At 72.3% G+C, this 14438-nt stretch carries 13 protein-coding genes; 5 read left to right on the forward strand and 8 right to left on the reverse strand.

The window, feature by feature from the left end:
* Both H5J29_RS05440 and H5J29_RS05445 read right to left on the reverse strand, forming a co-directional pair.
* The coding region (locus H5J29_RS05440) for an AMP-binding protein (protein WP_181779806.1) at nucleotides 1-343 on the reverse strand (343 nt) is incomplete at its 3' end.
* Between the two features lie 263 nt (nucleotides 344-606).
* Nucleotides 607-2082 carry a FadR/GntR family transcriptional regulator gene (locus H5J29_RS05445; protein WP_181779807.1) on the reverse strand — a complete coding sequence of 492 codons (1476 nt, stop codon included), beginning with the start codon at nucleotides 2080-2082 and terminating at the stop codon, nucleotides 607-609.
* A gap of 113 nt (nucleotides 2083-2195) precedes the next feature.
* On the opposite strand from H5J29_RS05445, the gene H5J29_RS05450 reads away from it, so the two are divergent.
* Nucleotides 2196-2969 carry an enoyl-CoA hydratase/isomerase family protein gene (locus H5J29_RS05450; protein ID WP_181779808.1) on the forward strand — a complete coding sequence of 258 codons (774 nt, stop codon included), beginning with the start codon at nucleotides 2196-2198 and terminating at the stop codon, nucleotides 2967-2969.
* Nucleotides 2970-3064: 95 nt separating this feature from the next.
* Here the strand turns inward: H5J29_RS05450 and H5J29_RS05455 are convergent, their stop codons facing one another.
* Together H5J29_RS05455 and H5J29_RS05460 are read right to left on the reverse strand one after the other, a co-directional pair.
* Nucleotides 3065-3967, reverse strand: a complete 903-nt coding sequence (locus H5J29_RS05455; protein WP_181779809.1) for an NAD(P)-dependent oxidoreductase — start codon at nucleotides 3965-3967, stop codon at nucleotides 3065-3067.
* Complete coding sequence (locus H5J29_RS05460; protein WP_181779810.1) at nucleotides 3967-5064, reverse strand: Gfo/Idh/MocA family protein; 1098 nt, start codon at nucleotides 5062-5064, stop codon at nucleotides 3967-3969. Before H5J29_RS05460 ends, H5J29_RS05455 begins: the two co-directional genes overlap by 1 nt.
* Before the next feature lie 353 nt (nucleotides 5065-5417).
* On the opposite strand from H5J29_RS05460, the gene H5J29_RS05465 reads away from it, so the two are divergent.
* Nucleotides 5418-6638: a CaiB/BaiF CoA transferase family protein gene (locus H5J29_RS05465; protein WP_181779811.1), complete on the forward strand. Its 1221-nt coding sequence runs from the start codon at nucleotides 5418-5420 to the stop codon at nucleotides 6636-6638.
* A gap of 62 nt (nucleotides 6639-6700) precedes the next feature.
* On the opposite strand, the gene H5J29_RS05470 is transcribed toward H5J29_RS05465, so the two are convergent.
* Nucleotides 6701-8251: an ABC transporter substrate-binding protein gene (locus H5J29_RS05470; RefSeq protein ID WP_181779812.1), complete on the reverse strand. Its 1551-nt coding sequence runs from the start codon at nucleotides 8249-8251 to the stop codon at nucleotides 6701-6703.
* A 193-nt stretch (nucleotides 8252-8444) separates the two neighbouring features.
* The gene (locus H5J29_RS36475) at nucleotides 8445-8645 is read right to left on the reverse strand and encodes a hypothetical protein (RefSeq protein ID WP_376768507.1); all 201 of its coding nucleotides are present in this window, start codon (nucleotides 8643-8645) and stop codon (nucleotides 8445-8447) included.
* Between the two features lie 780 nt (nucleotides 8646-9425).
* On the opposite strand from H5J29_RS36475, the gene H5J29_RS05480 reads away from it, so the two are divergent.
* The 3 genes from H5J29_RS05480 to H5J29_RS05490 all read left to right on the forward strand — a co-directional run bounded on the left by H5J29_RS05480 (nucleotide 9426) and on the right by H5J29_RS05490 (nucleotide 11469).
* Complete coding sequence (locus tag H5J29_RS05480) at nucleotides 9426-10667, forward strand: cytochrome P450 (protein WP_181779813.1); 1242 nt, start codon at nucleotides 9426-9428, stop codon at nucleotides 10665-10667.
* A complete protein-coding gene (locus H5J29_RS05485) occupies nucleotides 10667-10891 on the forward strand; it encodes a ferredoxin family protein (RefSeq protein ID WP_181779814.1) in 225 nt (74 codons plus the stop codon). The genes H5J29_RS05480 and H5J29_RS05485 overlap by 1 nt, the downstream gene beginning before the upstream one ends.
* A gap of 86 nt (nucleotides 10892-10977) precedes the next feature.
* On the forward strand, nucleotides 10978-11469 hold the full coding sequence (locus tag H5J29_RS05490; RefSeq protein WP_181779815.1) for a class I SAM-dependent methyltransferase: 492 nt from the start codon (nucleotides 10978-10980) through the stop codon (nucleotides 11467-11469).
* A 94-nt stretch (nucleotides 11470-11563) separates the two neighbouring features.
* Here the strand turns inward: H5J29_RS05490 and H5J29_RS05495 are convergent, their stop codons facing one another.
* Nucleotides 11564-13135, reverse strand: coding sequence for an ABC transporter substrate-binding protein (locus tag H5J29_RS05495; protein WP_181779816.1), 1572 nt, complete (start codon nucleotides 13133-13135; stop codon nucleotides 11564-11566).
* Between the two features lie 276 nt (nucleotides 13136-13411).
* Complete coding sequence (locus tag H5J29_RS05500) at nucleotides 13412-14245, reverse strand: sugar phosphate isomerase/epimerase family protein (RefSeq protein ID WP_181779817.1); 834 nt, start codon at nucleotides 14243-14245, stop codon at nucleotides 13412-13414.
* Nucleotides 14246-14438 lie beyond the last annotated feature (193 nt).

Here is a 14438-nt window from a genome sequence, read left to right on the forward strand (position 1 = left end):
GCGCCGCGGGCTGCAGCGGGCTGAGGGTGACCACGCACCGCCCCGCCGCGAGCACCGAGGCCACGGCCGCCACGAACTCGGGCCGGTTCTCGAGCACGATCCCGACCCTGCCGTCGACGCCCACGCCCGCGGCGGTGAGCGCCTCGTCGAGCGCGGCCGCGCAGGACCGGACCCGGCCCCACGTCCACCACACACCGTCGTGCTCGATCGCCTCGGCGTCGTCCGGGGCGGCGCGCAGCAGCTCGGCCAGACGGTCGCGGACGCCGACCGCAGCCCCGCCGGCGGGGGCGTCCGCGGTGGACGACTCCCCCGTATCCGGCTCTACGTACACTGATTCGGTCATGTCGTCAGCTCATTCCTTCCGACGCCCACGGTGGGACTCCCGGCCGTGGTCGTAGGCGAGCCGGACGCGCCGACGCGTCCGCCGACAACCGTCCCGGCGGGCAGAGGCAGGTTCACCTGCTGGATTCCGCTCCTCCCCCCGGGGCGGTCACGACACGCGGCTGCCCCCGGGCGGATCCGTCACGGTCGCCAGCGGTTCGAGATCAGTGTACGACGTGCTCGCTAAAGAGGATACTACTTGTGTCCTACTCCTCGGCGCCGGTGTCAGTCGTACCAGGCCGTCAAGGCCTCGAGATGGCGGCGGAGCCGGTGGCGCGCCACCCCGTCGTCGCCCGCGAGCAGCGCGTCGAGGATCCCGCCATGCTGGGTCTCCACGGTCCTGACGGCGTCGGCCTCGCCCAACGGCGGCCTCGACTTGGCGGCGGTGTGGCGGTTCCACAGCTCGGTCAGGATGCGGAGGAACAGGCCCAGCACAGGGTTGCCGGAGAGGTCGACGAGGGCCGTGTGGAAGTGGTCGGCCCCCGTGCGACCCGGCGCGGTCGGCTCACCGCTGCGCGCGAGCGCGGCCCTCAGCACGCTCGCCACCTCGGGATCGTCGCGCCGGGCCAGCACCGCTCCGAGGCAACCGAGCTCGATCGCGTCGCGCACCACGCGGAGGTGGCTCGGTGTGACCCCCCGGTAGTCCAGGTAGAGGGCCATCGTGTCGATGCTCGCCGTCGGGTCGGGCTCGGTCACGACGAGCCCGCCGCCCGGCCCGCGCCGCATCCGGGCGACGGAGTGGTACTCGAGCAGGCGGACCGCCTCGCGCAGGACCGGTCTGCTGATCCCGTACCGCGCGAGGAGATCGCCCTCCGCGCCCAGCACCTGGCCGATCGGCCAGCCCAGGCGGGAGATCTCGTCGTGGATCTGCGCGGTGACGACCTCCGCGAGCTTCGCGCCGGGGACCTCGACCATGCGGGCGGGTCGGCGGCCCGCCGCGCCGCGCCGCGGCCGCCGGTTGGTCGACAACCAGGCGCTCACCTGGTCGATGTGGCGGGTCATGGTCGCCTCGGCCCTGCCTGCGTCGCCCGCGACGACGGCGTCCACCAGCTCCGCGTGGATCGTCTGCGACCGGACCTTGCCCGCGGCGACCTCCGCCCGCGGCACCCGGCCGACGGAGTGCACGTAGCGGGAGGTGAGTCGCATGAGCACGTCGATGAACAGGTGCAGCGCGGGGTTGCCCGTCAGCTCGCCGAGCACCACGTGCAGCTCGTCCTGGGCGTAGACGCCCGGCTCGTCCGCCCGGTGCACCTCGTCGACGAGCCGGTGGCGCAGCCGGGCGATGCCCGCCTCGGTGATCCGCTCCGCCGCCAGCGAGGCCGCGAGCGGCTCGAGCAGCCGACGCGCCTGCACGAGGTCGTCGACGCTCAGGCCGATGTACTCCAGGTAGACGACCAGCGCGCGGGTGGCGGGCAGCGCGTCCGGGGCGCAGACGAGCAGGCCACCGTTCGGCCCGCGACGCATGCGTCCGACCTGGTGGTGCTCCACGAGGCGGACGGCCTCCCGCAGGACCGGGCGGCTCACGCCGTAGCGCTCGCGCAGCTCCTGTTCGGAACCCAGGAGGTCCCCGACCGGCCACCGGCGCCGGACGACGTCCGCCTCGATCCGCTGCGCCACCTGCGCGGCCAGGCGCGTGGTGGGGCCGTCGGTGGGAGGGACGTCGGGGGACTCGGGAGCCGCGTCGACACCGGACGTCGTCATGAACCTCCCCTCGCCGATGATTTCAGGATGCCTATCATACGTCCGCAGTGTTCCAGGGGCAGCAGTCGATGACTAGGTTACTGTTTTCCGGGGTCTCGACGTGGAGGATGCAGATGGAACCGACGACCGTGCTCTACGAGGTGAAGGACAACGTCGCGACGGTGACGCTGAACCGGCCCGACGCGCTCAACAGTTTCAACCAGTCCATGCTGGACGACTTCGCGGCCGTCTGGGCCGAGGTCAAGGCCGACGACGAGGTCCACGTCGTGGTCCTGCGGGCCGCGGGCGACCGGGCGTTCAGCACGGGCCTGGACGTCAAGCAGGGCCGCGACAAGCCCGCGAACGTCTGGGCCCAGGGCGATCCCGGTGAGCAGCTCTCCCCGAAGCTGAACCGCGTCTGGAAGCCCGTCGTCTGTGCCGTGCACGGGATGGCGGCGGGCGGCGCCTTCTACTGGATCAACGAGTCGGACATCGTCATCTGCTCCGACGACGCGACGTTCTTCGACCCCCACGTGACCTACGGGATGGTCGCGGCGCTGGAGCCCATCGGGCTCGCCCGGCGCATCCCCCTCGGCGAGACGCTCCGGATCGCCCTGCTGGGCCTCGACGAGCGGGTCTCCGCCGAGCGCGCGCTCCAGATCGGTCTGGTGAGCGAGGTCGTCGCCCGCGACCGCCTCTGGGACCGCGCCGACGAGATCGCCCGCCTCATCGCCGTGCGGCCCCCAGCGGCGGTCCAGGGCACGGTCCGGGCGATCTGGGAGTCGCTCGACTCCACGCGCTCGCAGGGCCTCGCGACCGGGCTCTCCTACACCCAGATCGGCAACCCGATCGGCACCGCCCAGGTCGACCGCGCCTCGGTGCCGCGCAGCGGCTGGACGCTGCGCTGACCTGGGCCGACGAGGCGCCCGCTTCCCCGTAGACGCCTGAGACCCGTCTCCCGCACCGGTCGCGGTACGGAGACACGTCGTCAGGAGAACCCGGGTCAGACCTCGGTGGCCGACCCGACCATGTCGATCGGGCCGGTGCGCGCCACGCGCTCGAGGAGGGCGGCGTCCGCGCCCAGCTCCGCGGCGGCCGCGAGGGCCGCGAGCACGTCCTTCCTCAGGTAGCGCGACGCCCGCGCGCCGAACTCCTCGGGGGTCCTTCCGGCGGCCACCATGTGCCGGACGGCCTCGCTGCCGCCGCTGCAGCGCGACAGGGCGGCCAGCAGACCGGCGTCCTCGATGCCCAGCGCCCTGCCCAGCTCCGCCGCCGCGGCGACCAGCTGCACGTTCGCGGTGAAGAGCAGGTTGTTGACGAGCTTGGCGCGGCTCGCGGTGCCGACACCGCCCGTGCGGACGACGGTGCTGTAGGCGGAGAGCACCGGCAGCACCCGCTCGACCACCTCCGGCTCGCCGCCCGCGAGGATCGTGAGCCTGCCGTCCTCGATCTCCTCGGCCGCCCCGCTGACCGGGGCGTCCACCAGGGACTGTCCCCGCTCCCGCGCCGCCTCCTCGATCCGCCCCAGCGTGACCAGACCCGTCGTCGTGTGCGACACCAGCACGGTGCCCGGTGCCGCCAGCCGCACCAGCCCACCGTCGCCGAGCACGACCTCGTTCAGCTGCGGCTCGTCGAAGAGGCACGCCATGACGACGGCGGCCCCGTCGACGGCCTCCTCGAGCGTCGAGGCCGTCCGCGCGCCCAGCTCCGCGAACTCGTCCCTGACCTCGGGTCGACGGGCGAGGACGGTGAGCGGCGCACCTGCGCGGAGGAGCAGGCGCACCATCGGGCCGCCCATCTTGCCCGGCCCGACGAAGGTGAGCGGGCCGGGCCACGCCACGGCGGGCTCCCCCGTCACGCCCGGCTGGGACTCCGACTGCACCACCGACATCGTGTTCTCCTCCATCAGATCTCCACCCATCCCGCGCCCGCGGACGACTCGCGTGCCGCCTCGATGACGCGTTGGGCGCGCCACCCGTCGTGAAAAGTCGGCACCCGCGTCGGCTCGCCGCCGAACGCGGGCAACCAGTCCTCGAGCATCAGCGCCTGCGCCTTGGCCATCGCCGTCGCGCCGCGCTCCTCCCAGGCCACGCCGCTCCTGGCGACCCGCTCGGAGACCCGGGGATCGACCAGCCCCTCGGGGTCGCCTGCCGCACCGACCCGCAACGACCTCGGTCCGCGGCCGCCGGTGCTGACGATGGTGCCCTCCCGGCCGAAGGCCTCGAACCGCCAGCCCGCAGTGTGCGCTCCGACCACCGAGCTCGAGAGCTCCACCAGCGCGCCGGACTCCATGCGCAACAGGACGACGGACGTGTCGTCGCCGGTGACGGGGACGGTGCTGCCGTCTCGCAACGTCACCTCGTCGATCGAGGAGCGGACGTCGGCGCAGAGGGCGCGCGGCTCCCCGAACATGCGGCAGACCCAGTCGATGTCGTGCACGACCATGCCGTTGAGGTACCCACCGCCTGCCTCGAGGTCGTACATCCACGCGTTCTGCGCCTTGTGCGTGGGGTGCCAGTACGCCCCGCTCTGGGCGAGCCGGACGAAGTAGGGCTCACCGAGGAACCCTCCGGCGACCAGGTCGGTCACCGGCAGCCGGTCCGCGGTCCAGGTCAGCTCGAAGCAGGTCGCGGTGGCCCTCCGGCTGCGGGCCGCGGCCGCCGCCATCTCCGCGGCCTCGGCGGCCGTCGTCGCCAGCGGCTTCTCGCACAGGACGTGGTGTCCGCTCTCCAGGGCCGCGACGGCCATGTCCCTGTGCGTGCTCGCCGGGGTCGCGACGACGACCAGGTCGAGGTCGTCACGCCGGACGAAGGACTCCCAGTCCGTCGACAGGTCGGTGATCCCGAACCTCTCGGCGACCGGGTCCAGGCGGCTGCGGCTGCGCGCGCACAGGCCCACGACCTCGAACTCCGGGACCGCGCGGAACGCGGGGACGTGCACGAGCGCACCCCAGCCCACGCCCACGACGCCGACCCTGATCCGCGCACCCGTCGGCTCCGCCACCCGCTCCTCCTCGTCCCCCACCGCGTCCGGACCACGCTGTCCGGGTCGCCGAACGCCTCCCCCGCGACCGGGCCACGACCGCGACCCGTACCCCCTCGCGGGCCAGGTCGTGCGCGACGGCTCGTCCGATGCCCTACTCCCGCCGCCGACCTGTGTAATCCTGCCACTGATTTGCAGATCCACCCGACCTCCATGTCGGCCGAGACTGCGTCAACCGGCTTCCGACGTGCTGAGATGCCGCCCGCGCGCCGAACGGTACTCGACTCGTCCATCGAAACAGATAACCTCATATACGTCTACGTGGCCGGCGGTCCACACGGTGTCCGCAGCCCGAACCAAGCGGATGGTGATCAATGACGAAGGTGTTGGACGGCGTGCGCGTCGTCGAGCTCGCGACGTGGGGCTACGTGCCCTCGGCAGGCGTCGTGCTGGCCGACTGGGGCGCCGAGGTCGTGAAGGTGGAGCACCCGGCACACGGCGACCCCATGCGAGGCCTCGTCCTGTCCGGGCTGAGCTCCGGCGGCGTCGACGAGGTCGGCTTCATGTTCCAGCTGATGAGCCGCGGCAAGAAGAGTGTCGGGCTGGACCTCACCAAGCCCGAGGCCTACGAGGTGTTCCTGCAGCTCGTCGCGCAGGCGGACGTCTTCCTCACGAACTACCTCCCCGGCGTGCGGCGCAAGCTGAAGGTCGAGGTGGAGGACCTCAGGAAGGTCAACCCGCGGCTGGTGTACGCCCGGGGCAGCGGCCTCGGCCCCGCGGGCGACGAGTCCGACGTGGGCGGCTTCGACTTCGCCTCCTACTGGTCGCGCGGCGGCCTCGCGTACCTGTCCTCGACGACACCCGGTGCCATCCCGCCCGCGATGCCCGGTGGCGCGTTCGGCGACCTGCAGGCGGGGCTGTACACCGCGGGCGGCATCACCGGCGCGCTGTTCGAACGCGAACGCACCGGCCACGCGCCGGTAGTCGACACCAGCCTGCTCGGAGCCGCCGTCTGGTCGATCGCGCCGCACATCGCTGCGACCGGGCTCTTCGGCATCGACGCGGTGCCCCGGGCCTCGCACGACAGCCCGACCAACCCGCTGTCGAACACCTACGCCACGTCCGACGGGCGGCACGTCACCCTCGTCATGCTGGAGTCCGACCGCTTCTGGGCACCGTTGATGGAGACCGTCGGTCGGCCCGACCTCGCGAAGGACGAGCGCTTCGCGACCGCCGCGGACCGCAAGCAGAACAGCGCAGCCTGTGTGCTCGAGCTGGAGGCGCTGTTCGCAGGCCGACCGCTCGCGGAGTGGCAGGCGGTGCTCTCCCAGCAGCGCGGCGTGTGGGGCGTGGTGCAGAGCCCGGCCGAGGTCGTCGCCGACCCGCAGGTCCGGGCCAACGGCTACGCCGCCACCCTCGACCTGGGCGACGAGCGCACCCTCGAGGTGACGACCCCGCCCATCCAGTTCGACGGGGTGCGGCCGCACCCGACACCCGCCCCCGAGCTGGGCGAGCACACCGAGGAGCTGCTGCTCGAGGTGGGGCTGAGCTGGGAGCGGATCGCCGAGCTGAAGGACGCGGGCGCCGTCACCTGAGAAGACGCGGGGGTCCGGTCCCGCGGAGCTCCGCGGGACCGGACCGGGTCGGCGTCCGCTCGTTACCGCAGGACCCCGACGTAACGCAGGTCGAACACGCCCTGGAAGTCGGTCTGCCCCATCGAGCCCACGCCGACGACGCGGTCGGTCGCCACGTAGCCCGGCTGGTTGGCGCAGAGGTACAGGTCGAACGCCTCGTTCACCGCGATCGCCGACGCGTTCTCCAGGACCTGGGCCACCTGCTCGTCGCCGAGCGTGGGGTCGAACGCGGAGTTCACCGCGTCGGCGAAGCCCGCGGGCAGCTGTCCCGGGAAGCTGGAGGCCTGCAGATAGGTCCCCCGCAGAGTGAGCGCCCCGGTGGGGTTGGCGGTCCGGGTGTGGACGTACCCGTCGTACTGCGTCCCGGACTTCCACTCGCCACGGGCCTGCACCGGGTCGATGGGCTCGATCACCAGCCGCACGCCGACCTCGGCGAGCTGGGCCTGCAACGCGGTGGCGATGTCGATCTGGGCGGAGAGCCCGGCCGGCGCCATCACCCGCAGCTCGAAGCCGTCGGGCAGGCCTGCCTGGGCGAGCAGCCTGCGCGCCTGCTCCGGGTCGTGGCCGTACGCGATCGGCGGCGACTCGAGATGGCCCTGCCCCGCGTAGACCGCGGTGAGCGGCTGGCCGGTCGGCGCGCACTGCCCGTCGAAGATGCCCTGGTTGATCGCCTCGCGGTCGACCGCCCAGTTCAACGCCTGGCGCACGAGCGCCTTGTCGATGTTCGGCCGGTCGGTGTTGAGGAACAGGGAGTACTCCTGCGCGGCGGGCGTGGGGTAGAAGTCGAACTCGTCGCCCAACCCGGCCAGCTGCGCCCCCTCGGTGCCCAGCGTCTGGACGACGTCGAGCTCACCGGAGCGGAGCGCGGAGAACCGGGCGTTGTCGTTCGGGATCCCCCGCAGCTCGATCCGGGCGACCTTCTGCGCCTCGGGGTCCCAGTAGCCCGGCGCCCGCTCGTACACGACCCGGTCCCCGAGCTTGAGGTCGACGACGGTGTACGGCCCGGAGCCCGCGGGCACGCGGTCGAGGTCGGTGTTGTTCAGGGCGGCCGGGTTGATGATCGACCCGACGGGGGACGCGAGGACGTACGGGAGGTCCGCGGCCGGGCGGGAGGTGTCGATGCGCAGGGTCTGCGGGTCGACCACCACCACCTCCTTGACCATCTCGAGCTGACCACGGACGGTCGACGCGGGCAGGGTCTTCGCCCGGTTCAGGCTCGCCGCCACGGCGGCGGCGTCGACCGGGGTGCCGTCGTGGAACTTCACGTCGTTGCGCAGGGTGAAGGTGACCGAGAGGCCGTCGTCGGCGAACCTCCAGGCCGACGCCACCATCGGCTTCAGCTCGCGACCGGCCACGACCTGCAGCAACCGGTCGTAGACCGGGAACACATAGGGCAGCTGCGCGAGGGACGATGCCGCCGTGTGCGGGTCCAGCGGCCCGGCGGCGACGACCCAGCCGACCCGCAGGGTCGCGGCGCGGTCCTCCTCACCGCCGCCCCCGCCCTGGGCGGGATCGGCGGCGCCACCGCCACCGCAGCCCGCCAACGCGAGCGCGGCGACCAGGGCCGCGCTCATGATCAGTCGTCTCGTTCGTGGTCTCGTCACTGAGATCGCTCCAGCTCGCTCGGGTGGACCGGGACAACCCTCCGGCCCGCGGCGCGGCGCGCTGCGGGAACGGAGGAACCGCTCATCGGGATCACGGTCGAGGAGCCCCGGCTCGACCGGCGCGCGACCGCGCGTGGGTGGGTGGTTCGGGATCGGTGGGAGATCAGAAGGCCGACTGCGTGCCGGGCAGGAGACGCGCGACCGAACCGGTCGCGACGATGGACCCGCCGTCGACCAGGAACGGCAGCGCGGCGTCGACTCCGACGATGTCGGCACCCTCCTCCGCGAACCGGAGGGCGTGCGCCCGGCCCCGCCCCCGGGCCACCCCGGTGACCAGGACGACCTTGCCCTCCACGCGACCCATCTGGGCACCTCTCCTCGACCTCGTGCGCGGGGTGTCGGGCCGAACGGTCGACCTCGGCCGCCGTACCCCCGGGTCGTGGCCGCACCGCCTACCGCAGAGAAGAGTATGCGAGATATCCTCACCGCGGAAGAGTCGATGTCCGGCCGCTCGACGTCCTGGCACGTCGAGACACCCATGGCCGCGATCCCCTGCGCTACGGGCCCGCCGAACCGCCCCGATACCGATACCGCTATACCGAGAACCGGAGTCGTCGATGACGGACGATCCCGCCGGCCGCGATGCCGAGCTCCACCTCCTCAGGACGACGGTCGCCGCGCTGGCGGACCGGGTCGACGCGCTCGAGGACGCCGCCGCGATCGCCCAGGTGCTCGCCCGGTACGGGCCCGCCGCCGACGCGGGCGACGCACCCGCCGTCGCGGCGCTGGGACGGAGGACGGCGGGTTCGCCGTGCCGCCGCGGGCGACCTGGACGGCGACGAGGCGGCGCGACGGTTGTTCGACCACTCCACCGAGGCCGGCGAACGGGCCGCCACTCCCCCGGTTCTCCGAGAGGAGTAACCGGATCTCCCACCGCGCCACTCTCGGGCGACGGCGCTCCGCGGCACGGTCACCGTGGCGCGGACCGGGGGGTTTCGCAGGTCTCACGCCCTTTTCGACGTTGACGCGCACCGCCGATGACCCTAACCTCGATGCCGAATAGAAGTCACTGATTGAGTACCGGGCAGCGGGGCTTCGGGTCCTGCGCCACGTTCTCGGCAGTGCGGCCGGTGGAAGGGACCCCATGTCGATCGAGCACGACGCGCACCCCAGGCTCGAAGGGACGACCTACTCGCCCGCGGCCGAGAAGGACGCGGCCCCGTGGGCACCGATGGCGGAGACCCGGGGCCGCTGCCCCGTGGGTCACTCCGCGGACCTCGACGCCGTCATGGTCACCAGCTACAAGGGTGTGCGCGAGGTCCTCAAGAACACCTCGACGTTCTCCAGCCGCTGGTACACCTCGTACGTCCGCGACGAGGAGCTCCCGCTGGACGAGCAGGTGCTGTCGTTCACCGACCCGCCGCGCCACACCCGGCACCGCAAGCTCCTGACCGCCTCGCTGTCGGCCTCCAAGGTCGAGCGGTGGCGTGCGGTCTCGGAGGAGGTCGTGAACGGCCTGATCGACGGCTTCGCGGACAGCACCGGGCCGGTCGACTACCTCACCGCCTTCGGCAAGCCGTTCCCCGCGGAGATCATCGGTCAGCTCTTCGGCATCCCCGAGGAGGACCGGGAGCTGTTCATGGCGGGCTCCGAGGCCAGTGAGCTGCTGACGAGCAACCCGGAGAAGTACGGGCCCGTCGTGCGGGAGTTCCGGGACCAGATCGAGCTGCGCGTCGCCCAGCGCCGCGAACGCGGCGGCCTCGTGACCGACGACCTGCTCGCGGCGCTCTGCTTCGCCGAGGTGAACGGCGACCGGTTCACCGACAAGGAGGTCGCCGGGATGGTGCGCCTGCTGGTCTCGGCGGGCAACACGACCACCACCGCGCTCGTCGGCAACATCATCCACGCCCTCGACCGGTTCCCGGAGCAGAAGGCGCTCTTCCTCTCCGACATCGACCGGTACGTCGACTCGGTCGTGGAGGAGGGCCTGCGCTACGACGGCCCGATCCTCGGCCTCTTCCGCCGGTCCACCACGACCGACTCCATCCAGGGCTGCCCCGCCGTGCGCGAGGGCGACAAGGTCTACAGCAGCTATTCCGCGGCGAGCCACGACCCGGAGCAGTACGACCGGCCCGACGAGTTCATCGCCGACCGCGACTGGTCCAAGCTGCCCTCCCACCTGGGCTTCGGCTACGGGATCCACCACTGCATCGGGGCGAACCTGGCGCGGTTGGAGGCCCAGGTCGCACTGAAGGCGCTCTACACCCGCCTGCCCAACCTGCGGGTCTCGGACGCGACCACGCCGACCCAGTTCCCCGGGCCGGTCTTCCGCGGGTGGCTCGGCCTGTCGGTGGAGTTCGACCAGCCGGTGCGAGGCGGGCAGTGATGACCCGCTCCACCGAACGCACCGTGGACGGGCTCACCGTCCGCGTCGACCACGAGCTGTGCAGCGGCGCGGGGGTCTGCCGGGACCGTCTGGGTGAGGTCTACGAGCTGGTCGAGAGCCGGGCGTGGATCCGGGACGACGCCGAGTTCGAGGGTCGCAGGGCCGACCTGGACATGACCGAGACGGCGTGCCCGTGGTTCGCCATCGAGGTCACCACCGCCTGAGCACGAGAACCGAGGAGGGGCCGGGCCGAGTCATCGGCCCGGCCCCTCCTCCGTCCTGCACGCAGAAGCCTGTCGAGGAGAGACCCATGCAAGGCGGACCCCGCATCACGCACATCGACGACGTCCCCGCCGAGGAGATGGCCCGGTTCCGGTTCGAGGACGGCCATACGGCGTCGATCTGGGAGAAGTGGATCGAGCTCTCGCCCCGCTACCTGGCGTTCTGGAACAACTGGGAGCCGGGTGCCCTCTCCCCCGAGCACGGCCACCACGGCGACCACATCAACTACATCCTCCAGGGGGAGATCCGCAGCCGCGACCACGTGTGCCGGGCGGGCTCGCACATCATGCTCGAGTACGGCGACGTGTTCGGGCCGTGGGTCGCGGGGCCCGAGGGCGCCACGTTGTACGGCTTCGTCGCCGGTGTCGGCTGGTCCTTCGCGGGCGACCCCGACGTGTGGCAGGCGTGGCTGGACGAGCACGGTGCGGTCTCCGTCCCGCTGCCGATGCCGAAGCGGTTGCCCCCGTGGCGGCGGGCGGAGCTGCTGAAGCAGCGCACGACGAACTGGGTCGAGGACTGACCGGCGGCCGAACGGCCCGAGAACGCACCGGAGCCCGGTGACCGACGATGTCGGTCACCGGGCTCCGGTGTGGGTGGCCCGGTCCGCCGGCGGCTCAGGCCGCGGCCGTGAGGCCGACGTAGCGCAGGTCGAAGATGCCGGTGTAGCCCGCCTGCCCCATGCCGTCCACACCGACGACGCGGTTCGAGTACGCGAACTGCGTCGGGACCGTGCAGATCTCGACGTCCAGCGCCTGGTCGACGATCACCCGCGACGCGTCCTGCAGCGTCGTGTCGATCTGCTCGGGCGACAGGTTGGGGTCGAACGCCGCGTTGACGGCCTCCTGGAGAGCCGGGACCTGCGGTCCGGGGAACCGGTTCGGGGTGAGGAAGTTGTCCCGCAGCGTCATCGCCGGGGTCGGGCTCGCGGTGCGCACGTGCATCCAGCCGTCCCAGGGAGCGCCGACGTTCCACTGGCTCGCCAGCTGCACGGAGTCCTGTGCGTCGAGCTGGACGCGGACACCGACCTCCGCGAGCTGCGCCTGCACGGCGGAGGCCAGCCGGTCCTGCGGCGAGAGCCCGGAGGCGACCGCGACCTTCAGGTCGAGACCGCCCGGGAGCCCGGCCTCGGCGAGCAGCTGTCGCGCCCGCGCCGGGTCGTGGGTGTAGGCGATGGGCGGGTCCTCCAGGTGGCCGGGGTAGTACGTCGAGATCGGCTGGGCGATCGACCGGCACTGGTCGCTGAGGATGCCCTGGTTGAGCGCGTCGCGGTCGATCGCGAAGTTGAGCGCCTGCCGCACCTTGACCTGGTCGACGCCGGGCCGGGCGGTGTTCAGCAGCAGCGAGTAGGTCTGCGCGGCGGTCTCCGTGTAGGAGTAGTAGCCGAAGTCGTCCCCGAGCTTCGACGCCTGGTCGTACTGGCCGATCTTGGTGAGGATCAGGTCGACCTGGCCGGACCGCAGCGCGCTGAGTCGGGCGTTGTCGTTCGTGATGCCGGTCATCTCGATGCGCGCGGACTTCTGCGCCTCGGGATCCCAGTAGCCGGGGTTGCGCTCGTAGGTCACGCCGTCGCCGAGCCGGACCGAGACCGCCCGGTACGGACCCGACCCGACCGGGGCGACATCGAGGTCGGGGTTCGTCAGAGCCGCAGGGCTGATGATCGAGCCACCGCCCATCGACAGGATGTAGGGAAGGTCCGCCGCGGGCCGGGTCGTCGTGATCCGCACCGTGTTCGGAGCGACCGCCGTGACCTCGCTGATGATCGAGAACTGACCCTTGACCGTCGACTCCGGGAGCGTCCTGGCGCGGTCGAGGCTCGCCTTGACCGCGGCGGCGTCGAGCGGCGTGCCGTCCTGGAAGACGACCCCGTCGCGCAGGGTGAAGGTCGCGGAGAGGCCGTCGGGTGCGAACGTCCACACCGTGGCGAGCATGGGCGCGAGCTCCGGCCCACCCTCCCCCGAGGTCATCTGCGTGAGTCGGTCGTAGACCGGGAACACGTAGGGGAACTGCGCGGTCGGCGACTGCGGCTTGTGCGGGTCGAGCGTCGGGGCGGGAACCGTCCACGCCATCCGCAGCGTCGACTCGCGGTCGATCTGCCCGCCGCCCTGCCCGGACCCGCCGCTCGACTCGCCGCCGCCCCCGCCGCAGGCCGCCACCAGCAGCGCTAGAGCGGTGGCGGTGACCACCATCCTCAGGCTCCGTTGCCTCACTCTGCCATCTCCTTCAGCCACCACGGTGCGGCGGGTTCGGTGGTTCCGACTCGGGGCGCGGCGCGCGGCCACGTGGGAACGCAGACGACGCAGGACTCCGTCCCGCCGCTGACACCGACATGAAATCAGATAACTCAGTTCGGAGCCAGCGTCAAAGTCCGCGAAGCCTCGAAGCGCCGCCGTACCACGATCTGCCTGGCAGTTCGCCCGCCGACCACCGTGGCGCTCCGTGCACCCGGACGCGATACGGGCGCCTCAACCAGCGGCCCCGCGGTCCGACACCGCCGCGGAGTCGCGCCCCAGCAGCGCGCCGAGGGCGCCCAGCCCGCGCCGGGCGGCGTCGACATGCCCTTCCGCGTCGATGCGCGGCCCGCTCAGCTCGAGATCGAAGACCCCCTCGTAGCCGGAGGCGGTGACGGCGGCCAGGAGCTCGGCCAGCGGCACCGCACCGTCTCCGGGCACGGCCCGGCACGGGAACGACCGGTCACCGGGCACGTGGTCACTCACCTGCACCATGGCGATGCGCTCGGGAGCCCGGGCGATCTCGTCGAGCAGGTCCCAGTCCGTCCACACGTGGAACAGGTCGAGGCACACGGCCATCCCGCACCGCTCGGCGAGCCGGAACGCGGCGCTCGCCGTGTGCAGGAAGCTGATGTCGGAGTACAGCGGGTTCGTCGCCTCCACGGCGAGCCGCACCCCGCGATCCATGGCGTGGGCGACCACCGGGGCGGTCGCCTCCCGGAACGCGTCGGCGGAGTCGACCCAGGTCAGACCCGTCCGCGCGCCGGTGACCATGTACACCGTCGGGGCGCTCAGCTCGGCGGCCCCGTCGACGGCCTGGGTGAGCTGCGCCCGCCCCGCGGCCCAGGTCGACGGGTCCCCGAGGTCGACCCGAGGGCTGTCGATCAGCGCCGCGACGGACGGGCCCGTCGACCGGACGAGCTCGAGCGCCTCCGCCCACCCGAACTCGCGAAGCACCCCCGCCCGCAGCGACGTGGTCCGGGCCCCCAGGAGCGCCAGCCGAGCCAGCTGCCCGGCGAGGTCCTCGTCGGGGAAGCACAGCCCGCTGACCGAGAGTCGTCCGTCCATCTGTCCTCCTGGCGTCGGCATCGACGCGGCCGGTGCGGGTATGGCGACCCGAGGCTAATCATGAGACTCTTTTCGAGCAACGGGGCCGCGATCATCCCCCCGCCCGGCCCGCGGCACGCGATCCGATCACCGCCGACGGACGGAGCCACCCATCGTGTCCAGCCAGTCCCGCTCCCCCGCGCCGGCGGCGTCC

The sequence above is a fragment of the Pseudonocardia pini genome, from assembly GCF_013870575.1.
Taxonomy (GTDB): Bacteria; Actinomycetota; Actinomycetes; order Mycobacteriales; family Pseudonocardiaceae; genus Pseudonocardia; species Pseudonocardia pini.

Excerpts from the sequence above, each read along its gene's own strand:
- H5J29_RS05445 (WP_181779807.1), bottom strand. The coding sequence starts at position 2,082 with ATGACGACGTCCGGTGTCGACGCGGCTCCCGAGTCCCCCGACGTCCCT.
- H5J29_RS05450 (WP_181779808.1), top strand. The coding sequence starts at position 2,196 with ATGGAACCGACGACCGTGCTCTACGAGGTGAAGGACAACGTCGCGACG.
- H5J29_RS05455 (WP_181779809.1), bottom strand. The coding sequence starts at position 3,967 with ATGGAGGAGAACACGATGTCGGTGGTGCAGTCGGAGTCCCAGCCGGGC.
- H5J29_RS05465 (WP_181779811.1), top strand. The coding sequence starts at position 5,418 with ATGACGAAGGTGTTGGACGGCGTGCGCGTCGTCGAGCTCGCGACGTGG.
- H5J29_RS05470 (WP_181779812.1), bottom strand. The coding sequence starts at position 8,251 with ATGAGCGCGGCCCTGGTCGCCGCGCTCGCGTTGGCGGGCTGCGGTGGC.
- H5J29_RS36475 (WP_376768507.1), bottom strand. The coding sequence starts at position 8,645 with ATGGGTCGCGTGGAGGGCAAGGTCGTCCTGGTCACCGGGGTGGCCCGG.
- H5J29_RS05480 (WP_181779813.1), top strand. The coding sequence starts at position 9,426 with ATGTCGATCGAGCACGACGCGCACCCCAGGCTCGAAGGGACGACCTAC.
- H5J29_RS05485 (WP_181779814.1), top strand. The coding sequence starts at position 10,667 with ATGACCCGCTCCACCGAACGCACCGTGGACGGGCTCACCGTCCGCGTC.
- H5J29_RS05490 (WP_181779815.1), top strand. The coding sequence starts at position 10,978 with ATGCAAGGCGGACCCCGCATCACGCACATCGACGACGTCCCCGCCGAG.
- H5J29_RS05495 (WP_181779816.1), bottom strand. The coding sequence starts at position 13,135 with ATGGTGGTCACCGCCACCGCTCTAGCGCTGCTGGTGGCGGCCTGCGGC.
- H5J29_RS05500 (WP_181779817.1), bottom strand. The coding sequence starts at position 14,245 with ATGGACGGACGACTCTCGGTCAGCGGGCTGTGCTTCCCCGACGAGGAC.